18 protein-coding genes and 1 tRNA gene are annotated in these 20571 nt (G+C 70.2%); 11 read left to right on the plus strand and 8 right to left on the minus strand.

The window, feature by feature from the left end; translation table 11 throughout:
* Positions 1–312: 312 nt before the first annotated feature.
* A complete protein-coding gene (locus tag FB391_RS07160; protein WP_141893783.1) occupies positions 313–1488 on the plus strand; it encodes a DNA polymerase III subunit delta' in 1176 nt (391 codons plus the stop codon).
* The gene (locus FB391_RS07165) at positions 1485–3059 is read left to right on the plus strand and encodes an alpha/beta hydrolase (protein WP_141893784.1); all 1575 of its coding nucleotides are present in this window, start codon (positions 1485–1487) and stop codon (positions 3057–3059) included. The genes FB391_RS07160 and FB391_RS07165 overlap by 4 nt, the downstream gene beginning before the upstream one ends.
* A 15-nt stretch (positions 3060–3074) precedes the next feature.
* Here the strand turns inward: FB391_RS07165 and FB391_RS07170 are convergent, their stop codons facing one another.
* From FB391_RS07170 to FB391_RS07180, 3 genes are all read right to left on the minus strand, one after another.
* Positions 3075–3734 carry a methionine ABC transporter permease gene (locus tag FB391_RS07170; protein ID WP_141893785.1) on the minus strand — a complete coding sequence of 220 codons (660 nt, stop codon included), beginning with the start codon at positions 3732–3734 and terminating at the stop codon, positions 3075–3077.
* Positions 3727–4800: a methionine ABC transporter ATP-binding protein gene (locus FB391_RS07175; RefSeq protein ID WP_141893786.1), complete on the minus strand. Its 1074-nt coding sequence runs from the start codon at positions 4798–4800 to the stop codon at positions 3727–3729. The genes FB391_RS07170 and FB391_RS07175 overlap by 8 nt, the downstream gene beginning before the upstream one ends.
* Positions 4801–4877: 77 nt before the next feature.
* Positions 4878–5780 (minus strand): MetQ/NlpA family ABC transporter substrate-binding protein, encoded by a 903-nt coding sequence (locus FB391_RS07180; RefSeq protein WP_141893787.1) that lies wholly within the window; start codon positions 5778–5780, stop codon positions 4878–4880.
* Between the two features lie 226 nt (positions 5781–6006).
* On the opposite strand from FB391_RS07180, the gene FB391_RS07185 reads away from it, so the two are divergent.
* Positions 6007–6078: transfer RNA gene (locus FB391_RS07185), tRNA-Thr, on the plus strand.
* 60 nt (positions 6079–6138) lie between these two features.
* A complete protein-coding gene (locus tag FB391_RS07190; protein WP_141893788.1) occupies positions 6139–6537 on the plus strand; it encodes a hypothetical protein in 399 nt (132 codons plus the stop codon).
* 30 nt (positions 6538–6567) lie between these two features.
* Here FB391_RS07190 and FB391_RS07195 read toward each other — a convergent pair whose 3' ends face one another.
* Positions 6568–7524, minus strand: coding sequence for an EamA family transporter (locus FB391_RS07195; protein ID WP_141893789.1), 957 nt, complete (start codon positions 7522–7524; stop codon positions 6568–6570).
* Between the two features lie 94 nt (positions 7525–7618).
* On the opposite strand from FB391_RS07195, the gene FB391_RS07200 reads away from it, so the two are divergent.
* The 7 genes from FB391_RS07200 to FB391_RS07230 all read left to right on the plus strand — a co-directional run bounded on the left by FB391_RS07200 (position 7619) and on the right by FB391_RS07230 (position 13499).
* Positions 7619–9901, plus strand: a complete 2283-nt coding sequence (locus FB391_RS07200; protein ID WP_141893790.1) for an MMPL family transporter — start codon at positions 7619–7621, stop codon at positions 9899–9901.
* Positions 9898–10485 carry an isochorismatase family protein gene (locus FB391_RS07205; RefSeq protein ID WP_141893791.1) on the plus strand — a complete coding sequence of 196 codons (588 nt, stop codon included), beginning with the start codon at positions 9898–9900 and terminating at the stop codon, positions 10483–10485. Before FB391_RS07200 ends, FB391_RS07205 begins: the two co-directional genes overlap by 4 nt.
* 33 nt (positions 10486–10518) lie before the next feature.
* Positions 10519–10968, plus strand: coding sequence for a GNAT family N-acetyltransferase (locus tag FB391_RS07210; RefSeq protein ID WP_141893792.1), 450 nt, complete (start codon positions 10519–10521; stop codon positions 10966–10968).
* A 117-nt stretch (positions 10969–11085) separates the two neighbouring features.
* Positions 11086–11487: a translin family protein gene (locus FB391_RS07215; protein ID WP_141893793.1), complete on the plus strand. Its 402-nt coding sequence runs from the start codon at positions 11086–11088 to the stop codon at positions 11485–11487.
* Positions 11484–12713, plus strand: coding sequence for an NRAMP family divalent metal transporter (locus FB391_RS07220; RefSeq protein ID WP_141893794.1), 1230 nt, complete (start codon positions 11484–11486; stop codon positions 12711–12713). The genes FB391_RS07215 and FB391_RS07220 overlap by 4 nt, the downstream gene beginning before the upstream one ends.
* Positions 12710–13126, plus strand: coding sequence for a hypothetical protein (locus tag FB391_RS07225; RefSeq protein ID WP_141893795.1), 417 nt, complete (start codon positions 12710–12712; stop codon positions 13124–13126). Before FB391_RS07220 ends, FB391_RS07225 begins: the two co-directional genes overlap by 4 nt.
* Positions 13113–13499, plus strand: coding sequence for a PRC-barrel domain-containing protein (locus FB391_RS07230; protein WP_141893796.1), 387 nt, complete (start codon positions 13113–13115; stop codon positions 13497–13499). Before FB391_RS07225 ends, FB391_RS07230 begins: the two co-directional genes overlap by 14 nt.
* A 3-nt stretch (positions 13500–13502) precedes the next feature.
* Here FB391_RS07230 and narI read toward each other — a convergent pair whose 3' ends face one another.
* The 4 genes from narI to FB391_RS07250 are packed head-to-tail and all read right to left on the minus strand — an operon-like array spanning position 13503 to position 20312.
* Positions 13503–14297 (minus strand): respiratory nitrate reductase subunit gamma, encoded by a 795-nt coding sequence (narI, locus tag FB391_RS07235; protein ID WP_141893797.1) that lies wholly within the window; start codon positions 14295–14297, stop codon positions 13503–13505.
* Positions 14297–14920, minus strand: a complete 624-nt coding sequence (gene narJ, locus FB391_RS07240) for a nitrate reductase molybdenum cofactor assembly chaperone (protein ID WP_141893798.1) — start codon at positions 14918–14920, stop codon at positions 14297–14299. The genes narI and narJ overlap by 1 nt, the downstream gene beginning before the upstream one ends.
* The gene (gene narH, locus FB391_RS07245) at positions 14917–16608 is read right to left on the minus strand and encodes a nitrate reductase subunit beta (RefSeq protein ID WP_141893799.1); all 1692 of its coding nucleotides are present in this window, start codon (positions 16606–16608) and stop codon (positions 14917–14919) included. The genes narJ and narH overlap by 4 nt, the downstream gene beginning before the upstream one ends.
* Positions 16608–20312: a nitrate reductase subunit alpha gene (locus FB391_RS07250; RefSeq protein ID WP_141893800.1), complete on the minus strand. Its 3705-nt coding sequence runs from the start codon at positions 20310–20312 to the stop codon at positions 16608–16610. The genes narH and FB391_RS07250 overlap by 1 nt, the downstream gene beginning before the upstream one ends.
* Between the last annotated feature and the right edge of the window lie 259 nt (positions 20313–20571).

The raw sequence follows: 20571 nt of genomic DNA on the forward strand, positions 1-20571 counted from the left end.
GCCGACCCGCACTCGCATGGTCGATCCCGCTCTCGCCTTGCCGACCCCGCCCTCGTCTCGCCGACCCTGCTCTTGCGAGATCGACCATGCCCCTGTCATGTCGACCATGCCCCCCTTCTGTCGACCATGCCCTCTTCGCAGCGAACATGCCCAGGCGACGAGGGGGCATGCTCGACGACAAAGGGGCACGCTCGACGACGAGGGGGCATGCTCGGCGACGAAGGGGCATGCTCGCCGTCGCGCGGGCACACCGGAACCGGGCCGGGCATGTTCGCAGGAAGGACGTCGGCACCGGCGGTTAGGCTGAGCGGGATGGATGCCGCGACCTCACCCGTGCCCGCCGCCTCGGCCGAGGCGCCGTGGGGCGACGTGTGGGGGCAGGACGCCGCCGTCGAGACGCTGCGTGAGGCGGCATCCGACCCCGCGGCCATGACGCACGCGTGGCTCATCACCGGCCCTCCCGGATCCGGACGCTCGACGCTCGCGCACGCCTTCGCGGCGGCGCTGATCGCCGAGCCCGGCGACGAGAGGACGATGCATCAGGTGCTGGGCGGCACCCATCCCGACCTCACCGCGCTGCGCACCGAGGGCGTCATCATCTCGATCAAGGACGCGCGCGCACTCGTCGAGCGGTCCTACTTCGCGCCGTCGCTCGGCCGGTATCGCGTCATCGTGATGGAGGACGCCGACCGGATGGCGGAGCGCACCTCCAACGTGCTGCTGAAGGCCCTCGAGGAGCCGCCCGAGCGCACCGTGTGGGTGCTGTGCGCGCCGAGCGACGCCGACCTGCTCCCGACGATCCGATCGCGCGTGCGCACACTGCGTCTGCGCGAGCCGGACGTGGCCGATGTCGCCGAGCTCATCGTGCGGCGCAGCGACGTCGACCCGGTCATCGCCGAGCAGTCCGCACGCCACGCGCAGCGCCACATCGGAATGGCGCAGCGGCTGGCGACGGATGCCGCGGCCCGCGCCCGCCGGGATGCCACGCTGCGGGGCGTCCTCGGCGTGCGGGGCGTCGGCGATGCCGTGGAGGTCGCCGGTGCCATCGTCGCAGCGGCCACCGACGACGCCAAGGCACTGACCGCGGAACGCGACGAGGCAGAGCGCGCCACCCTGCTGCGGACGGTCGGCATCGTCGAAGGCGCCGCGATCCCGCCGGCCGTGCGTTCGCAGCTGTCGGCGCTGGAGGACGAGCAGAAGCGCCGTGCCACGCGGAGTCTGCGCGACGGAATCGATCGCGTGCTGACGGATCTGGAGTCGATGTTCCGCGACGTGCTGATGCTGCAGTTCGGCCGCGACGGTGCCGGGCTCATCAACCGCGAGCTCGAACCGGAGCTGCGGGCCCTCGCGACGGCCTGGACTCCCGACCGCACCCTCACCGTCGTCGACCGGATCGGCGTCACCCGTGAGAACCTCGAACTCAACGCCGCCCCCGCGCTCGCCCTCGAGAGCATGCTCGTGACCGTCGCGAGCGGAAGGACCCCGTGAACACGACCCAGCCGCGTCGTCGCCGCCCCCGCCTGATCGCCCGCGCCGGAGCGGTGCTCGCCGGGGTGGTCGCGGCATCCCTCGCCCTCAGTGGATGCCTCTACTCGATGATCCCCGAGAACACGCCGCGGCCGACCACCAGCAAGGCGCCCGACTCCGAAGGGGTCGCCGACGATCTGCTGCCGTACTACGAGCAGACCGTCGACTGGTCGACGTGCAACGGCACGTTCGACTGCGCGACCATCACGGCGCCGCTGGACTGGTCCGATCCCTCCAAGGGCGACATCGACCTCGCGCTCATCCGTCACCGGGCCGAGGGTGGCGGCGAGCCGATCGGATCGCTGCTGACGAACCCCGGCGGGCCCGGCGCGAGCGGCATCGGCCTGGTGCGCGATTCGGTGGACTACGCCGTCGCCGCCCCCGTGCGCGAGAAGTTCGACGTGATCGGCTTTGACCCTCGGGGCGTGGGGGAGTCGACGGCGGTGACGTGCTACGACGCCGCCGACATGGACGCGTATCTGTTCGACATCCCGGCGAACAAGCGCGGCACGGATGCCTGGAACGACGAGCTGCTCGCGAACCACAAGGCGTTCGGCGAGGCGTGCGACGCGAACAGCGACGGCATCCTCCCGTACATCACGACCGACAACTCCGCGCGCGACATGGATCTGATGCGCGCCGTGCTCGGCGACAAGGAGCTCTACTACCTGGGCTACTCGTACGGCACGTTCCTCGGCGCGACCTACGCGAAGCTGTTCCCCGACAAGGTCGGTCGGCTCGTGCTCGACGGCGCGATCGACCCGTCGATCCCGGGCCTGGACGTCGGCGTCTCGCAGGCGGTCGGCTTCGAGTCGGCCCTGCGTGCGTACATGGCCGACTGCCTGACCGACAAGGACTGCCCGTTCCGCGGCACCGTCGACGACGCGATGGACGATCTCGGCACGCTGCTGGCCAGCGTCGACCGCGATCCGATCGCGAACGCGGACGGTCGTCAGCTCGGCGCCGATTCGCTCATGACGGCGATCGTCGCCGCCCTGTACTCGCAGGACAGCTGGGGCTACCTCACGCAGGCGCTGAGCGACGTGCTCGGCGGCGATGCGAGCGTGGCGTTCCAGCTCGCCGACTTCTACTACAACCGCCAGGACGGCGTGTACCTCGACAACCAGACCGAGGCGTTCCGTGCGTACAACTGCATGGACTACCCGGTGGATGCCACCGACCAGCAGCAGGCGGACGCCGATGCGCTCCTGGCCGCAGAGGCGCCGACGATCGCGCCTTACTGGGACGGACCCGACCCCTGCGAGGTCTGGCCGTACCCGGCCACTGGGGTGCGCGAGCGCATCACGGCCGACGGTGCGGCGCCGATCGTCGTGGTCGGCACCACGAACGACCCCGCCACCCCGTACCAGTGGGCGGTGTCGCTGGCCGACCAGCTGTCGTCGGGCGTGCTCGTGACGCGCGTGGGTGAGGGCCACACCGGCTACAACAAGGGCAACTCGTGCGTCGACGACGCGGTGAACACCTACCTCATCGACGGCACCGCGCCCCAGGACGGCCTGCGCTGCGAGTGAGCGGCGACGGAGCCCTCAGCGGCGCAGCACGCGCCGTGCGAGGGTGTTGCCGAGGAACTGCACGAGCTGCACGATCACGATGATCACCAGGACGGCCGCCCACGTGACCCACGGGTTGAACTGCTTGAACCCGTAGACGATGGCGAACTCGCCGAGGCCGCCGGCGGCGACGGCACCGGCGATCGCGGTCATGTCGACGAGCGCGACCACGATGAACGTGTAGCCGAGGATGAGCGGGCCGAGCGCCTCGCGCGGCAGCAGCCGCAGCAGGATGCGCGAACGGCTCGCGCCCGTCGCGCGGGCCGCCTCGATCACACCGGGGCGCACCGTCAGCAGGTTCTGCTCGACGATGCGGCTGATCGCGAACAGCGAGGCGATCGTGATCGCGAAGATGCCGAACACCGGCCCGATGCCGGGGATGCCGAGGGCGCGCGCGAGCGGCTGGACCGCCGCGAGCAGGATCACGAACGGGATCGGCCGGAAGAAGTTGACGACGACGTTGAGCGTGCCGAACAGGAACCGATTCGGGAACAGGTTCCCCGGACGCGTGGCATACAGCGCGAGGCCGACGAACAGTCCCGCGATGCCGCCGAACACGAGGCTGAGCGACACCACGTACAGCGTCTCGGCGGTGGCCTCCCACAGGTCGGGGAGCAGGTCGATGAGCCTATCCACGGGAGTCCTCCTCGATGAGCGGCGCGAAGGCCGAGACCGTGTCGATCGCGCGCTGGACGGCATCCGCATCGCCGCTCAGAGCCAGCGTGAGGTGTCCGAACACGCGACCGCGGATGTCGTTGATGCCGCCGTGGACGAGCTCGAACCGCACGTCGTGCGCCGCGAGGGCCGCGAACACGTCAGCCTGCGTCGCGGCGACCTGACCGCCGGGCTCGAGATCGCCGATACGTCCGCCGTCGCCGATCTGCAGGGTGACGATGCGCCCGGGGTGCCGTTCACGCAGCGTGCGCAGCTGGGGTCCGGCGGGGACGTCCTCGATGATGCTCGCGACGAACCGGCGCGTCGCCGCGTGCTGCGGCGACGAGAGCACGTCGAACACGTCGCCGCTCTCGATGATGCGGCCGTGCTCCATGACGACGACGCGGTCGGCGAGCGTGCGGATCACGTCCATCTCGTGCGTGATGACGAGGATGGTGACGCCGAGCTCGGCGTTGACGCGCTTGAGCAGGGCGAGCACCTCCTGCGTCGTGTCGGGGTCGAGTGCGCTGGTGGCCTCGTCGGCGAGCAGGATGCGGGGGCTCGTCGCGAGCGCCCGGGCGATGCCGACCCGCTGCTTCTGCCCGCCCGAGAGCTGCTCGGGGTAGCTGCCCGCCTTGTCGGCGAGGCCGACGAAGCGCAGCAGCTCTTCCACACGCGCCGTGATCTCGGTCCGAGGGCGCCGGGCGACCTCGAGCGGGTACGCGACGTTCTTCGCGACGGTGCGCGAGTCGAAGAGGTTGAACTGCTGGAAGATCATGCCGATGTCGCCCCGCAATGCGCGCAGCTCGCGCTCGCGCAGGTGCGTGATGTCGCGGCCGTCGATCTCGACGGTCCCCGACGTCGGCGTCTCGAGGGCGTTCACCAGGCGGAGCACGGTGCTCTTGCCGGCGCCGGAGTAGCCGATGATGCCGCACACCTCGCCCGCGGCGACGGTCAGCGAGACATCGTCGACGGCGACGACGGATGCGGCGTCCTTCGAGGGTCGCGGAAAGGTCTTTGTCACGCCGGTGAGGCGGATGAGGGTCATGTGTGCTCCTCGGAGGAACGCGCATGCGGCCCGTTCGCGCAGAGGCGATCGGGCCGCACACGTCGGTGGTGCCGGTGTTACGAGTTCGCGCGGATGTCGTCCTCGACGTCGGTGAGCGACGCGACGAGGTCGTCGACCGGCGTCTTGACGAGGACGGCAGTCCCGCCGGACGCCTCCACGACACCGTCGAGCACCTTCTGCGTGTTCTGGTAGATCTCGACGAGCTTCAGGTAGGTCGGGTTGTCGGCGTCCGCGGCCTTGGCCGCGAAGATGTTGATGTACGGGATCGCCGCCGGGTCGGCCGGGTCGTCCTGCGCGATCGCGTCGTCCGCCGTCAGGCCGGCGTCCTCGAGGAAGTCGTTGTTGACGATGGCCGCAGCGACGTCGGGCAGCGAGGTCGCGGTGAACGAGGCATCCAGCGCCTCGACCTTCACCTTCGAGTCCGGCAGCACGTCGGCGACGGTCGAGAACGGCGAGCCACCGTCTTCGAGCTCGATGAGACCGGCCGACTGCAGCACGAGGAGCCCGCGCGCCTGGTTCGACTCGTCGTTGGGAACGGCGACGGTGGCGCCGTCCGGGATGTCGTCGACCGAGTCGTACTGCGACGAGTACAGGCCCAGCGGGTAGATCGCCGTCGAGCCGATCGGCTGCAGGTCGTCGTCGCTGTTGACGTTGTAGGTCGCGAGGTAGATGACGTGCTGGAACTCGTTGAGGTCCAGCTCGCCCGCCGACAGCGCGGGATTGGGCTGCGTGTACTCGGTGAAGTTGACCAGCTCGACGTCGATGCCCTCATCGGCGGCGGCATCGGTGAAGGTCTCCCAGTACGGGTCGCCGGAGTTGACGACACCGATGCGGACGGTCTTCTGCTCCTCGGTGCTGCCCGAGGCGGAGTCGGCGCCGGTTCCGGCGCATCCGGCCAGGAGGAGGGCGACCGGCAGGGCGAGTGCCGCGGCGGCGATGAGCTTCTTGGGCGTGGACATGTGTGCGTGCTCCTGTGGATCGAGGCCCGTCGGGGCTTGTGACCGCGCACGCGATCCACCGGACCGCGCACGCTTCGTCGCGGGCCGATTCGACCGTACGAGGGCGGGCGCCGATCTCCGAACCGGGGCGTAACACGTGGACACCGTGAGCGCTCTGCCGGCGTGGTTCGCGAGCACTCCGCAAACCCTGTAAGATCGATGCTTGTGCAACGCGCAAGCGAAGCGCGCCACCTTAGCTCAGTGGTAGAGCATCCCACTCGTAATGGGAAGGCCGTCAGTTCAATCCTGACAGGTGGCTCCGATGTGAAGACGGCCGCAGATCTGCGGCCGTTTTCCGTATCCCGAAGACGGAGGCCCGGTGTCCGACGCGATCGATGCCATCGCTGAGATCTTCACCTGGATCGGGTTCGGGCTGGGGCTGGTGCTCGCCGTCATCGCGCTGATCATGCGCCTCGCCGACGGCACGTGGGTGCGCACGCAGGGCGTCGTCGACGACGGGCCGCACGGCCGCCTCATCCGCTGGTTCGACGACCACGCCGGGGGAGTCGGCGTCGCCTACCTGTCGCACGAGCAGGAGCGACGGATCGGGACGGCCGAGACCGCCGAGGTGTATGTGAGGCCGGGACGCCACGACCGGGTTCGGCTCACCCTCGGCTCGCCCGCGGTGCGGGCGGTCGGGCTGCTGGCCGCCGGACTGCTGGCCCTCGGCGTGATCGCCCTGGCGACCTCGCTCGTGCTGCTGTTCGTCCGCGGCTGATCCTGCGCGGCTGATCCTCCGCCGCAGGCCTCACGCCAGGGCGAGCATCCCCCCGGCGACGAGGGCCAGGGCCAGCCCGATCCACTGGACGGCGGCCACACGCTCGCGCAGCACGATCGCGGCGAGGAGGATCGTACCCGCGGGGTAGAGGGCGGTGAGCGCCGACACGACGGCCAGGTCGCCCTCTCGCAGCGCGAGCAGCATGAGGGCGTTGGCGGCGGCATCCGCGACTCCGCACACGATCGCCAGCCACCACGCGCGCGCGGCCGAGGGCACGACCGCCACGGTGCCGCTCACGGCGTGCTCGAGGTCGGAGCGGCCGCTCGGGGTCGCGCCGAGCGGCCGCTCCGACACGTGCAGCACGGAGCGGGCAGGAGAGCCGCGGCGCAGTGCACCCAGCACCAGCACGGCCACCACCGCGCATGTCAGCGCGCCGCTCGTGGCGCGGCTGGCGACCAGCGGCGCGAGGCCGCTGTCGGCGGAGGTCTGGTCGACGATGATGAGGAACGCGCCGATCGCGAGTCCCGCGCCGACCGCCATCGCGAGCCCGCGGGCGCTCGGGCGGACGATCCGCTCGCCGGGGATGAAGCCCACCAGCACCACTGCCACGAGTGCCAGGCCGAGCCCGGCATATCCGATGGGAGCGAGTGCCTCGCCGTCGACGAGGAGACCCCACAGCATGGGCGCGATGGCCGAGACCACGGCGGTGAGCGGCGAGAGGATGCTCATCGGCCCGAGCGCGAGGCACGCATACAGCAGCCCGATCGCGACGACGCTGACGACGCCTCCGAGCACGCCCCACGCGAGGTCTGCGCCGCTGGCGCTGCCGCCCAGCAGGGGTTGCGCGACGGCGAGGGCGATGAGGCCCGAAAGGGCGGCGACGGCGGTGACGACGAGGGAGCGCAGGCGCTTGGCGGCGAGTCCGCCGAGGAAGTCGGCCGAGCCGTACACGAGGGCGCCGACCAGTGCGAGAGCGGCGGAGAGCATCGTCAGGGAGCCTAGCGAAGACGGTGTCCGCGGTGGCTGTCAAGAGGACGACGTGATTTGCGCGCACACGCAACTTGCTAGATAAGCTAGCGATATGACGCAGCCTCATCACGCGAGACGAGTACCCACGCGATGGCTGCGAATCGGCATCCCGGTCCTTCTCGTGCTGATCTGGCTCACCGCCGGCTCGATCGGGGGCCCGTACTTCGGCAAGGTCGACGAGGTCTCGTCGAACGACCGCTCGACGTTCCTGCCCGAGAGCGCGGACGCCACGCAGGTGAACGAGCGGCTCGGCGACTTCCTGGGCGAGGAGAGCATCCCCGCGGTCGTCGTGGTGACCGGCGACGGCGAGCTCACCGACGACCAGATCGCCGACGTGCAGGCACTGGCCGACGACATCGCCGACCTCGATGACGTCGCCGGCGACATCTCGCCGCCGATCCCGTCCGAGGACGGTGAAGCAGTACAGCTGTTCGTGCCGATCGACGCGTCGGGCGAGGTGGGCGACACCGTCGCCGAGATCCGGGGGATGGCCGCGGACGAGCTGCCCGACGACCTCACCGCGTGGGTCACCGGCCCCGCCGGGTTCACCGCCGACCTCGTCGAGGGCTTCCTCGGCATTGACGGGCTGCTGCTCGGGGTGGCCCTGCTCGCCGTCTTCGTCATCCTCGTCATCGTCTACCGGTCGCCGCTGCTGCCGATCCTCGTGCTCGCCACCTCGATCTTCGCGCTGTGCGCGGCGCTGCTGACGGTGTGGTGGCTCGCGTACGCGGGCATCTTCGTGCTGAACGGGCAGGTGCAGGGCATCCTGTTCATCCTCGTGATCGGGGCGGCGACCGACTACGCGCTGCTGTACGTCGCACGGTTCCGGGAGGCGATCGCCTCAGGAGAGCGCAGATGGGATGCCACCCTCACGGCGTGGCGCGGCGCATTCGAGCCGATCCTCGCGTCCGGCGGCACGGTGATCGCCGGCCTGCTGTGCCTGCTGCTGTCGGACCTCGCCACCAACCGCGCGCTGGGGCCCATCGCCTCGATCGGCATCGCGTTCTCGGTGCTGTCGGCGCTCACCTTCCTGCCCGCGCTCATGGCGCTGTGCGGACGCGCTGCCTTCTGGCCGTTCATCCCCAAGCACGCCGTCGCCGCGATCCCCGACGACCTCACGCAGCCGGTGAAGGGTCTGTGGCCGCGCCAGGCCCGGTTCGTCGCGCGCCACGCGCGCGTCGTGTGGATCGTCTGCACCGTCGTGCTGCTGGCGGGCGCGCTCGGCATCACGCAGCTGAAGGCCGACGGCGTGCCGACGAGCGACCTCGTGCTGGGTGCCTCCGAGGCGCGCGACGGCCAGGAGGTGCTCGCCGAGCACTTCCCCGCCGGATCGGGGTCGCCCGTCTACGTCGTGGTGTCCGAGGACGACCTCGCCGAGACGGTCGAGGTGCTCGACGCGTCGGACGGCATCGAGTCGGTCTCGGTGGCGTCGGAGGATTCGCCGACGGGGCAGGCCGAGGTCGAGCTCGAGGACGGCGAGCCGGTGTTCACCGCCGTCGGGCCTCCGGGCACCCCCGCACCGGAGCCGACCGTCTCGGACGGCGACGTGCTCGTCATCGGAACACTGACGGATGCCGCCGACTCCGTCGCCGCCGAGGACACGGTCCGCGCGCTCCGCGCCGACCTCGACGAGTCGCTCGGTGCGGGCACCGCGCTCGTCGGCGGCGAGACGGCGACCGACATCGACACCAACGACACGTCCACGCGCGACCGCACGCTCATCATCCCCGTCATCCTGGCGGTGATCCTGGTGATCCTCATGCTGCTGCTGAGGTCGATCCTCGCCCCGGTGCTGCTCATCGCGACGGTCATCCTCTCGTTCGCCACAGCGCTCGGCGTCAGCGCCCTCGTCTTCGACGGCGTGTTCCACTTCCCCGGAGTCGATCCCGCCGTGCCGCTGTACGGGTTCGTCTTCCTGGTGGCGCTCGGCGTGGACTACAACATCTTCCTGATGTCGCGCGTGCGCGAGGAGTCGCTCCTCCACGGCACGAGACCCGGCATCCTCCGGGGCCTCGTCGCCACCGGCGGTGTCATCACGTCGGCCGGTCTCGTGCTCGCCGCGACGTTCGCCGCGCTCGGCGTCATCCCGATCCTGTTCCTCGCGCAGATCGCGTTCATCGTGGCGTTCGGCGTGCTGCTCGACACGTTCGTGGTGCGCTCGCTCCTCGTTCCGGCCCTCTCGTACGACATCGGCCGGGCGATCTGGTGGCCGTCGAAGCTGTGGCGCCGCGACGCCGCGTCCGCACCGGCCGCGCCGCGCGACACGCCGTCCGCGATCGCCGAGGACGGTCATCCTCTCACCCGCGAGGAGTACCGGCGTACGCTCGAACCATGAGCAAGGCACTGTTCATCGTCGACGTACAGAACGATTTCACCGAGGGCGGCGCCCTGGGTGTGGTGGGCGGCGACGCCGTCGCCCGGGGGATCTCGCAGTTCCTCGTGACCCACGCCGAGGACTACGCCGTGATCATCGCCTCCCGCGACTGGCATGACGGCGACAACGACAACGGCGGCCATTTCGCTGCCGGCGAGCCGGACTTCGTCGACACGTGGCCGGCGCACTGCGTCGCCGGCACCGAGGGCGCCGAGTACGACCCCGGGCTCGACACCGCGGCCGTCACGCATCACGTCAAGAAGGGGCAGGGCAGGCCGGCGTACTCGCTGTACGAGGGCACGACCGATCAGGGCGAGACCGTCTCGCAGTTGCTCGACGCCCACGGCGTGGTCGACGTCGACGTGGCCGGCATCGCCACCGACTACTGCGTGCGGGCCTCGGCGCTCGATGCGATCGAGCACGGCCGCCACGTGCGCGTGCTCACCGATCTCGTGGCAGGCGTCGCCGCGCAGACGAGCGATGCCGCGCTGGCGGAGCTCGCGCACGCCGGTGCCGAGCTCGCGTCGGCGGCATCGACGGACTGAGGGCGAGCGGATCCGACCGCTAGCCTCGGGATCGTGACCACGATCCGCACACTTCTTCGCACCGACCACGACGCCTGGCTGCCGCTGTGGCGCGGCTATCTCGAGTTCTACGAGGCCGAGCTCTCGGACGAGCAGACGACGCTCACGTGGAATCGGCTCATCGACCCGCAGTTCCCGATCCACGGTGCGCTCGCCGTCGACGACGACGGCGCCGCCGTGGGGATCGTCCACTGGCTCACCCACGCCGCGACGTGGTCGGCGCAGCCGTACTGCTACCTGGAGGATCTGTTCGTCGCACCGGGCGTGCGCGGAGCAGGCGCGGGCCGCGCGCTCATCGCGCATGTCGCCGAGTGGGCTGACGCGCACGGCTCGCCGAAGGTCTACTGGCTCACGCAGGAGACGAACACGACGGCGCGGGCGCTGTACGACCGCGTCGCCACGCACACCGGCTACGTCCACTACCAGATCGGACTCGGTTCGTGAGCGTCTCGCCGGTGGCGGCCCGCGCGGATTAGACCATCCGGCGGACGCGCGTCAAGACCGGTCCGCGTCGGCTCCCGCAGTGCCATCGTGTGTGGTGCACAGGAAGGGGGCCGGTGAGTGAAGGTCATGCGATCGGTGGTCGGCCTGGTCATCGTCGGCGCTCTGGCGACGGGGTGCGCGGCCTCTGCGGCCGACATCCAGCCCATGGCCGCCGACGCGCTCTCGGCGGCGCGCTCCGCGGATCTCGGCATCGACCTCGACGAGGCGGGACGGACCTTCCCGACGACGGCCGGCGTCCTCCTGGAAGACATGGCCACGCAGCTCAGCGACGTCATCACGCAGCTGGAAGAGACGCAGACGGCCGACGAGGCGGCGGAGCATGACCGCCGGCAGGCGCTCGCGGCCTCTCGCGACGCGATCGACGCCATCCACACCGCCCAGCGAGGCGATGACGCCGCCGCGCAGCGCGCCCTGAGCTCTGCGATCGACGTGCTCCAGGACCTGGCGGGCGGGCAATGAAGAAGCTGTTCGCCGTCGCGCTCGGCATCCTGACCGCCATCGGCGGGTTCGTCGACATCGGCGACCTCGTCACCAACGCGGTCGTCGGGTCCCGCTTCGGGATGGGGCTGGCCTGGGTCGTGCTCATCGGCATCGTCGGCATCTGCGTGTACGCCGACATGTCGGGTCGCGTCGCCGCGGTGAGCGGACGCGCCACGTTCGAGGTCATCCGTGAACGGCTGGGGCCCCGCGCCGGGCTGGCCAATCTGACGGCGTCGTTCCTGATCAATCTGCTGACGCTCACGGCCGAGATCGGCGGTATCGCGCTCGCCCTGCAGCTGGCGGCAGGCGTGGGACCGGGCATGTGGATCCCGGTGGCGCTGTTCGCCGTATGGATCGTCGTCTGGCGTACGAAGTTCTCGATCATGGAGAACGTCGCCGGGCTCCTCGGACTCTGCCTCATCGTGTTCGTGGTGGCGCTGTTCCTGCTGAAGCCCGACTGGGGGACGCTCGCGACGCAGGCGGTGGAGCCCTGGACCGAGACCTCCGGCCACCCACTGTCGTACTGGTACTTCGCAGTCGCGCTGTTCGGCGCCGCGATGACGCCGTACGAGGTCTTCTTCTTCTCGTCGGGCGCCGTCGAGGAGGGGTGGAGCAAGAAGGACCTCTCGACCGAGCGCGCCAACGTGTTCATCGGCTTCCCGCTCGGAGGCATCCTCTCGCTCGCCATCGCCGCGTGCGCGTCGGTCGTGCTGCTGCCGAAGGCGATCGAGGTCACCTCGCTGTCGCAGCTCGTGCTGCCCGTCGCTCAGGCGGGCGGACAGCTCGCGCTCGCCTTCGTCATCGTCGGCATCCTGGCCGCGACGTTCGGGGCCGCCCTGGAGACGACGCTGTCCAGCGGTTACACCCTGGCGCAGTTCTTCGGGTGGAGCTGGGGCAAGTTCCGTCGCCCGGCGCAGGCGGCACGGTTCCACCTGTCGATGATCATCTGCCTCCTCGTCGGCGGCGGCATCCTGGCGACGGGCGTCGATCCGGTGGCCGTGACCGAGATCTCGGTGGTGTTCTCGGCCGTCGCGCTGCCGTTGACCTACTTCCCGATCCTCGTCGTCGCGAACGATCCGGAGTACATGGGCGACGAGGTGAACGGGCGGGTGCGCAACGCGCTGGCTGTGGTGTTCCTCGTCGTCATCCTGATCGCGGCGATCGCCGCGATCCCGCTCCTGATCATCACGGGGATGGGCTCATGAGGCGAGCACGCGCGCCGCAGCATCCACTCGACTGGTACCGCGACCCTGACGGCCGGGCGGTCGATGCCCGGCTGCACCTGCTGGATCGTCAGATGCTGGACCCGCACGACGTGCCCATCAGCACCGTCGACGACATCGAGATCGACGGGCTGGAGGTGGGCGAGCCGGTCGACCACGAAAGCCCTCCGACGGTGTCGGCGGTCCTCGTAGGAGCTGCCGTGCTGCCGCGCGTGTTCGGGGGCACCATGCCCCGCTCGCGGTGGGACCGGATCGACTGGCGCCTGGTCCGCCGGCTCGACACCGTCATCCGCATCGACGCCGAGGCGGACGACCTCGATGCCACGTGGCTGGAGAGGTGGATTCGCGACCGTGTGATCGCCCGCATCCCCGGAGGTCGCCATGATCCTGAGTGAACTGCTCGACATGCCGGTCATCGACGTCGACGGGAAGCATCTCGGCGTCGTGGTGGACGTGCGGTTCCGGCGCGGTGCACGCCGCCGGGATCATGAGGGCGACCTCGAGCTCATCGCGCTGATCGTGAGTCCGCACAGCCGCATGTCGATGTACGGCTACGAACGCGGCCGGGTGGACCGGCCCGTCGTCGTGGCGCGCCTGATCGAGTGGCTCCACCGCGGCTCCCGCCTGATCCCGTGGGAGTGCGTGCGCGTGGTCGAGCGCGACGCCGTGCACCTCGGTGTCGCGGCGCCTCAGATCCCGCTGGACGTGCGGCGCGGCATCCCGGGCTCCACCGGCACCAGCACCGGGGGCCGCGGCCGCACCGCGTGAGGGTCAGCGCTTCTTGGTGGTGGGGGAGCCGCTCGTGACGCTGCGCGCGGACTTGTCGGACGTCCGGTCCCGGGTGCCGACGGGTGCCCACCCCCGCCGGATGCCACGAGCCGTGGTAGGCCGCCCGTCGCGGGAGCGGTACACGATGTACGGCCGGAAGAGGTAGTGCACGGGCGCCGTGAACGCGTGCACGAGCCGCGTGAACGGCCACAGCATGAACAGCACCATGCCGATGAGCGTGTGCAGCTGGAAGTCGAGCGAGGCTTGACTCATCGCGGCGATGTCGGGCTGGAACACGAAGAGCGACCGGAACCACGGCGCCACGGTGTCGCGATACGTGAGCTCCTGGTGGGGCCCGATGACGCCGAGCACGGTCGTCGCGAGCCCGGCCACGATGGCGGCGACGAGCACGACGTACATGGTCTTGTCGTTCTTGGTGGTCGCCATGAACACCGGCCCGGTCGTCCGGCGGCGATAGATCAGGATGCCGACGCCGACGAGCGTCGCGAACCCCGCGATCGAGCCGAGACCGAGGGCTGCCAGATGGTACATCTCGTCCGAGATGCCGAAGAAGTCGGTCCACGCCTTGGGGATCACCAGGCCCGCGATGTGCCCGATGACCACGACGAGGATGCCGAAGTGGAACAGCGGCGACCCGATCCGCAGCAGCCGCGACTCGTACAGCTGCGACGAGCGGGTGGTCCAGCCGAACTGGTCGTACCGGTACCGCCAGATCGTGCCGCCCACCAGCACGGCCACCATGATGTAGGGCAGGATCCCCCACAGGAACAGGTCCATCAGCGTCCTCCGGCCGGGTGCAGCGGCAGCAGCCGCGGGTCGTGCGCGTCGAGCCCGACGGACTCGCGCGGCGGACCGGCCGCCGCCATCGCCATCGCCTGCTGGCGGTCGGCAGGGGAGCGGCCGGGGAGCGTGCCGCACACCGCGGCCACGACGCCGGAGTAGCGCGACCCGCGTTCGGTCAGCGCGATGCGGATCAGCTCCAGGCTCGGCCGGTACTCCTGCAGCAGCTCCGCGCCCTCGCGCGGTGCATGCCGTGCGAACTCCAGCACGAGCGGCAGATAGTCCGGCAGCTCGCCGGTGCCGTCCAGCTCGAGCCCCGCCTCGCGGTACCGGCTCTTGAGATCGGCGAGCACGGCGCCGCGGCGGCGCGTGTCGCCGTCGGTCCAGTAGCTCAGGTAGAGCGCGTGACGCCGCGACATGTCGAACGTGTCGACATACACGGCCTGCACCTCGGAGGCCGGCGTGGCCGCCCACCACTCGAAGAGGGGAGCGAAGGATGCCGCCGCCCGCGGTGCGGACTCCCTGAGCGCCGCCGCGACCAGCTGCGACGACCCCAGCACCGCGTCGTCGGGGTAGCTCAGGCACAGCGACGCCGCCTGGTGGATGACCCGGGCGCTCACGGCGAGCCTCCGGACGAGGCATCCCGATCCGCGGACTTGGGCGGGAACAGGCCCGACGGGGCGCCGTTGCCGTCCCAGTTCAGCAGGTTGACGCGTCCGCGCAGCGATTCGCTGCTGGCGGCGACATCGGCTGTCTGCCGATCCTTGAGCGCCTGGAAGGTCTCGACGGCGACCGGCACGGGCCGGCCGCTCGCCTCGCCGAAGGGCCCGGACTCCGAGCCGTACGCGCCGCCGTCGAAGTCCAGCGAGCAGCCGAGCTCCTCGAGCTCGTGCGCGCGCTCGTAGTGAGCGGTGGGGATGACGTAGCGGTCCTCGTACTTGGCGATCGCGAGCAGCCGGTACATGGCGTAGATCGATTCGCCCGTCATGCCGACCGCTTCAGGGATCGACTCGTCCCGCTCACGGTCGAGCGTGATGTCGCGCAGGTACGAGCGCATGGCCGCCAGCCGCCACAGCACCGCCGTGATGATGTCGGTGTCGCCCGCGGTGAACAGCTCGGCGAGGTACTCGACCGGGATGCGCAGCGCCTCGATCGCGCCGAACAGGGTGCCCGCCGACTCGGCATCGTGGCCCTGATCGCGCAGCAGGTCGACGATGGGCGACAGCGGCGGGATGTACCAGACCATCGGCATCGTGCGGTACTCGGGATGCAGCGGCAGCGCGACCCGGTACTTCTTGGCCAGGGCGTACACGGGCGACCGGCGTGCGGCATCCATCCAGTCCTCGGGGATGTCGCCCTGCGCGCGGGCCGCCGCGATCACCTCGGGGTCGTCCGGATCGAGGATGAGGTCGAGCTGGGCCTCGTACAGGTCCTTCTCGTCGGCGGTCGACGCGGCCTCGGTGACGCGGTCGGCGTCGTAGAGGAACAGCCCGAGGTAGCGCAGGCGCCCCACGCACGTCTCGGAGCACACCGTGGGGATGCCGACCTCCAGGCGCGGGTAGCACAGCGTGCACTTCTCGGCCTTGCCGGTCTTGTGGTTGAAGTAGATCTTCTTGTACGGGCAGCCGGTGATGCACTGGCGCCAGCCGCGGCAGCGGTCCTGGTCGACGAGCACGATGCCGTCCTCGGCGCGCTTGTAGATCGCGCCCGACGGGCAGGACGCCATGCACGACGGGTTGAGGCAGTGCTCGCAGATGCGGGGCAGGTAGAACATGAAGGTCTGCTCGAACTGCAGCTTGATGGCGTCCTCGGACTCCCGCCGCACCTTCTCGACGATCGGGTCGAGGTGGCCCATCTCGGAGGCGCCGCCGAGGTCGTCGTCCCAGTTGGCCGACCACGTGATCTGCGTGTCCTCGCCGGTGATCAGCGACTTCGGCCGTGCGACCGGGAAGTCGTCGCCCAGCGGAGCGTCGATCAGGGTCTCGTAGTCGTAGGTCCACGGCTCGTAGTAGTCCTCGAGCTTGGGCTGCACGGGCGACGAGAAGATCGAGAACAGCCGCTTCGCACGACTGCCGGTGCGCAGCGAGAGCCGGCCGCGGCGGTTGAGCGTCCAGCCGCCGCGCCACTGCTCCTGGTCCTCGTAGCGGCGCGGGTAGCCCTGGCCCGGACGGGTCTCGACGTTGTTGAACCATACGTACTCGGTGCCCGCCCGGTTGGTCCACGCCTGCTTGCACGTGACCGAGCAGGTGTGGCATCCGATGCACTTGTCGAGGTTCATGACCATGCCCATCTGGGCCATCACGCGCATCAGAACACCACCTCCTGGCTGCGGCGGCGCACCGTGGCCACCATGTCGCGCTGGTTCCCGGTCGGCCCCAGGTAGTTGAACGCGTACGACAGCTGCGCGTACCCGCCGATGAGGTGCGTGGGTTTGACGAGCAGGCGGGTGACGGAGTTGTGGATGCCGCCGCGCCGGCCGGTCGCCTCGGACTTGGGCACGTCGATCGTGCGCTCCTGGGCGTGGTGCACGTAGACCACGCCGGTCGGCATGCGGTGCGACACGATGGCTCGTGCCACCAGCACACCGTTGGAGTTGACGCACTCGACCCAGTCGTTGTCGGCCGCACCGATGGCGGCGGCATCGTCCGGGCTCATCCAGACGGTGGGGCCGCCGCGCGAGAGCGACAGCATGAACAGGTTGTCCTGGTACTCGGAGTGGATGGACCACTTCGAGTGCGGCGTGAGATAGCGCACGACGACCTGCTGCTCGCCGTTCGGGCCGAGCCGGGGCTCGCCGAACAGGCGGTGCATGTCCAGCGGCGGCCGGTAGATCGGCAGCCCCTCGCCGAGGTCGCGCATCCACGCATGGTCGAGGTAGAAGTGCATGCGGCCGGTCAGGGTGTGGAACGGCTTCAGCCGCTCGATGTTCACGGTGAACGGGGCGTACCGGCGGCCGCCGGTCTCGGAGCCCGACCATTCTGGCGAGGTGATCACGGGGACGGGGGCGGCCTGCGTCATCGCGAAGGTGATGCGCTTCTCTTCCGAGCCCTCGGCGAGGTCGGCCAGCGGTCTGCCGACGCGCTTCTCGAGCGTCCGGAAGCCCTGCGCGGCCAGCTCGCCGTTCGTGGTGCCCGAGAAGGCGAGGATCGCCTCGGCCATCTTGACGTCGGTGTCCATCGCCGGACGCCCGTCGGCAGCACCCCCCAGCATGACGCCGGTCTTCTGCGCGAGCACCTCGACCTCGTGTGTCAGGTCGTAGGTCACCGCCTTGGTGGTGAACCCCAGGGTGTCGGCGAGCGGCCCCACCGCGGCCAGCTTGTCGGCGATCGCCGTGTAGTCGCGTTCGACGACCGTGTACTGCGGCATCGTCCTGCCCGGGATGCCGCGCCCGTCGCCGCGCGTCCAGTCCCGCACCTCGCCACCCGGCTGCGCCGTTTCGCCCGGCGTGTCGTGCTGCATCGGCACCGACACCAGATCGCGGCGCGTGCCGAGGTGGGTGCGCGCCTGGGCCGAGAACTCCGTCGCGATGGCGTGGAACAGGTCGAAGTCGCTGCGTGCCTCCCACGGCGGGTCGATCGCCGGCGTGAACGCGTGCACGAACGGGTGCATGTCGGTCGACGACAGGTCGTGCTTCTCGTACCAGGTGGCGGCGGGGAACACGACGTCCGACAGCAGGGTGGTCGACGTCATGCGGAAGTCGGCCGACACCAGCAGGTCGAGCTTGCCCTCGGGGATCCGGTCGCGCCATTTCACGTCGTTGGGCCGCACGCTCGCCTCGTCGGTCGCCATGACGTTGCTGTGCGTGCCGAGCAGGTACTTGAGGAAGTACTCGTTGCCCTTCGCGCTGGAGCCCATCAGGTTCGACCGCCACAGCGTCAGCAGGCGCGGCCAGTTCTCGGGGGCGTCGACGTCGGCGATGGCCGGCTGCAGCTCCCCGGATTCGAGTTGAGAGACGACGAAGGATGCCGCATCCGCCGCGTCGCCGCGAGCTACCGCCTCATCGGCCCGGTCGGCCAGGTCCAGCGGATTCACGTCGAACTGCGGGTAGAACGGCATCCAGCCCAGGCGAGCCGACTGCGCGATCGTGTCGGCCGTGTGCATGCCCGCGAGGTTGCCCTCGGCCAGCGGCGAGGCCAGCGCGTCGGCGGAGTACCCGTCGAAGCGCCACTGATCGGTGTGCATATACCAGTACGCCGTGCCGATCATCGTGCGCGGCGGCCGACTCCAGTCGAGGGCGTTCGCCAGCGACAGCCAGCCCGTGATCGGGCGGCACTTCTCCTGCCCCACGTAGTGCGCCCAGCCGCCGCCGTTGCGCCCCATCGACCCCGTGAGGATCAAGAGCGCGAGGATCGCCCGGTAGGTGGCATCCCCATGGAACCACTGGCAGATGCCGGCGCCCATGATGATCATCGACCGGCCCTGCGACTCGGCGGCGTTGGCCGCGAACTCGCGCGCGATGCGGATCGCCGCCTGCGCCGGCACGCCGGTGATCTCCTCCTGCCATGCCGGGGTGTAGGGCGAATCGGCGTCGTCGTAGTCGGTGGGCCAGTCCCCGGGGAGCCCTTCGCGCGCGACGCCGTACTGCGCGAGCATCAGGTCCAGCACGGTCGTGACGAGGATGCCGCCCACCCGGGTCGCCGGGACGCCCCGGCGCAGCACCGCGCCTTCGCCGTCCGCCGCGTCGAACCTGGGGAGCAGCACCTCGGCGTCCTCGGTCGCGGTGCCGGCGGGCAGGTCGCGCACCGACAGCGCGGGCTCCACGCCTTCGAGGTCGAGGTTCCAGCGGCCCTCGCCCGACGGCGCATACCGGAAGCCCATCGAGCCGTTCGGCACGCGCGGGGTTCCGCCGGCGGCATCCAGCACGACCGTCTTCCACTCATCCTCAGGCGTGTCGCCGCCGAGGTCCTTGGACGTGAGGAACGTGCCCGGGACGTAGGCGCCGTCGCGCTCGACGAGCCGCACCAGATGGGGCAGGTCGGTGTACTGGCGCGAGAAGTCCGCGAAGAACGGCACGCGCCGGTCGACGTAGTTCTCCTTCAGCACGACGTGGCCCATCGCCATGGCGAGTGCGGCGTCGGTGCCGGCCTGGCAGGGCAGCCACTCGTCGGCGAACTTGGTGTTGTCGGCGTAGTCGGGGCTGACGGTGACGACCTTCGTGCCGCGGTAGCGGACCTCGGCCATCCAGTGCGCGTCGGGCGTGCGCGTGACCGGGACGTTGGAGCCCCACATCATGAGGTACGTGGCGTCCCACCAGTCCCCGGACTCGGGCACGTCGGTCTGATCGCCGAAGACCTGCGGGCTCGCGACGGGCAGGTCGGCGTACCAGTCGTAGAAGCTCGTCATGACGCCGCCGACCAACTGCGTGAAGCGCGTGCCGATGCAGTGCGAGACCATCGACATCGCCGGGATGGGCGAGAAGCCGGCGACGCGGTCGGGGCCGTACTCCTTGATGGTGTGGACGTAGCCGGCGGCGACGAGCTCGACCGCCTCCTGCCAGCTCGCCCGCACCAGGCCGCCCTTGCCGCGGGCGAGCTGGTAGCGGCTGCGCACGCCGGGATCGGTCGTGACCTCGTGGAACGCCTCGACCGGGTCCTTGCCGCGCGCCTTCGCGGACCGGTAGGCGTCCAGCAGCACGCCGCGCACGTACGGGTAGCGCACGCGCGTGGGGGAGTAGGTGTACCAAGAGAACGCAGCCCCGCGGGGGCACCCGCGGGGCTCGTATTCGGGACGGTCGGGGCCGACGCTGGGGTAGTCGGTCTCTTGCGCCTCCCACGTGATGATGCCGTCCTTGACGTACACCTTCCAGGAACACGAGCCGGTGCAGTTGACGCCGTGGGTGGACCGGACGACTTTGTCGTGGCTCCACCGGTCACGGTAGAACACGTCGCCCTCGCGACCGCCCTTCAGGAACGCCGCGCGGTGATCGGCGGTCTCGTCCCACCTCGTGAAGAATCTCCCCGCCGCGAGCAACGCGTCGGAAGCCGGACCGTCCACACCGATCTGGGGGGTCATGCCTCGGACCTTAGCGAACCGCCGGGCGGACGCGCCAGAGGCGTGCCGCTGGCATCGTCACGACGGATGTGGTGCCCCCACAGGGACTCGAACCCTGGACCCACGGATTAACCTGCTGCACTGAGTCTCCTCAGCCACCGTCGCCGGCTTGCAGTCTGGACTATATCTTCACCTTCGGCCGGGCCGGTCAGGTGCGCCGCGTGTAGTCTCTGAGGTTCCCTTGCGGTTACCTGCTGATTGCCCAATCCCTCGGATTGTC

It is taken from the genome of Microbacterium kyungheense (assembly GCF_006783905.1).
In the GTDB taxonomy this organism is placed as follows: domain Bacteria; phylum Actinomycetota; class Actinomycetes; order Actinomycetales; family Microbacteriaceae; genus Microbacterium; species Microbacterium kyungheense.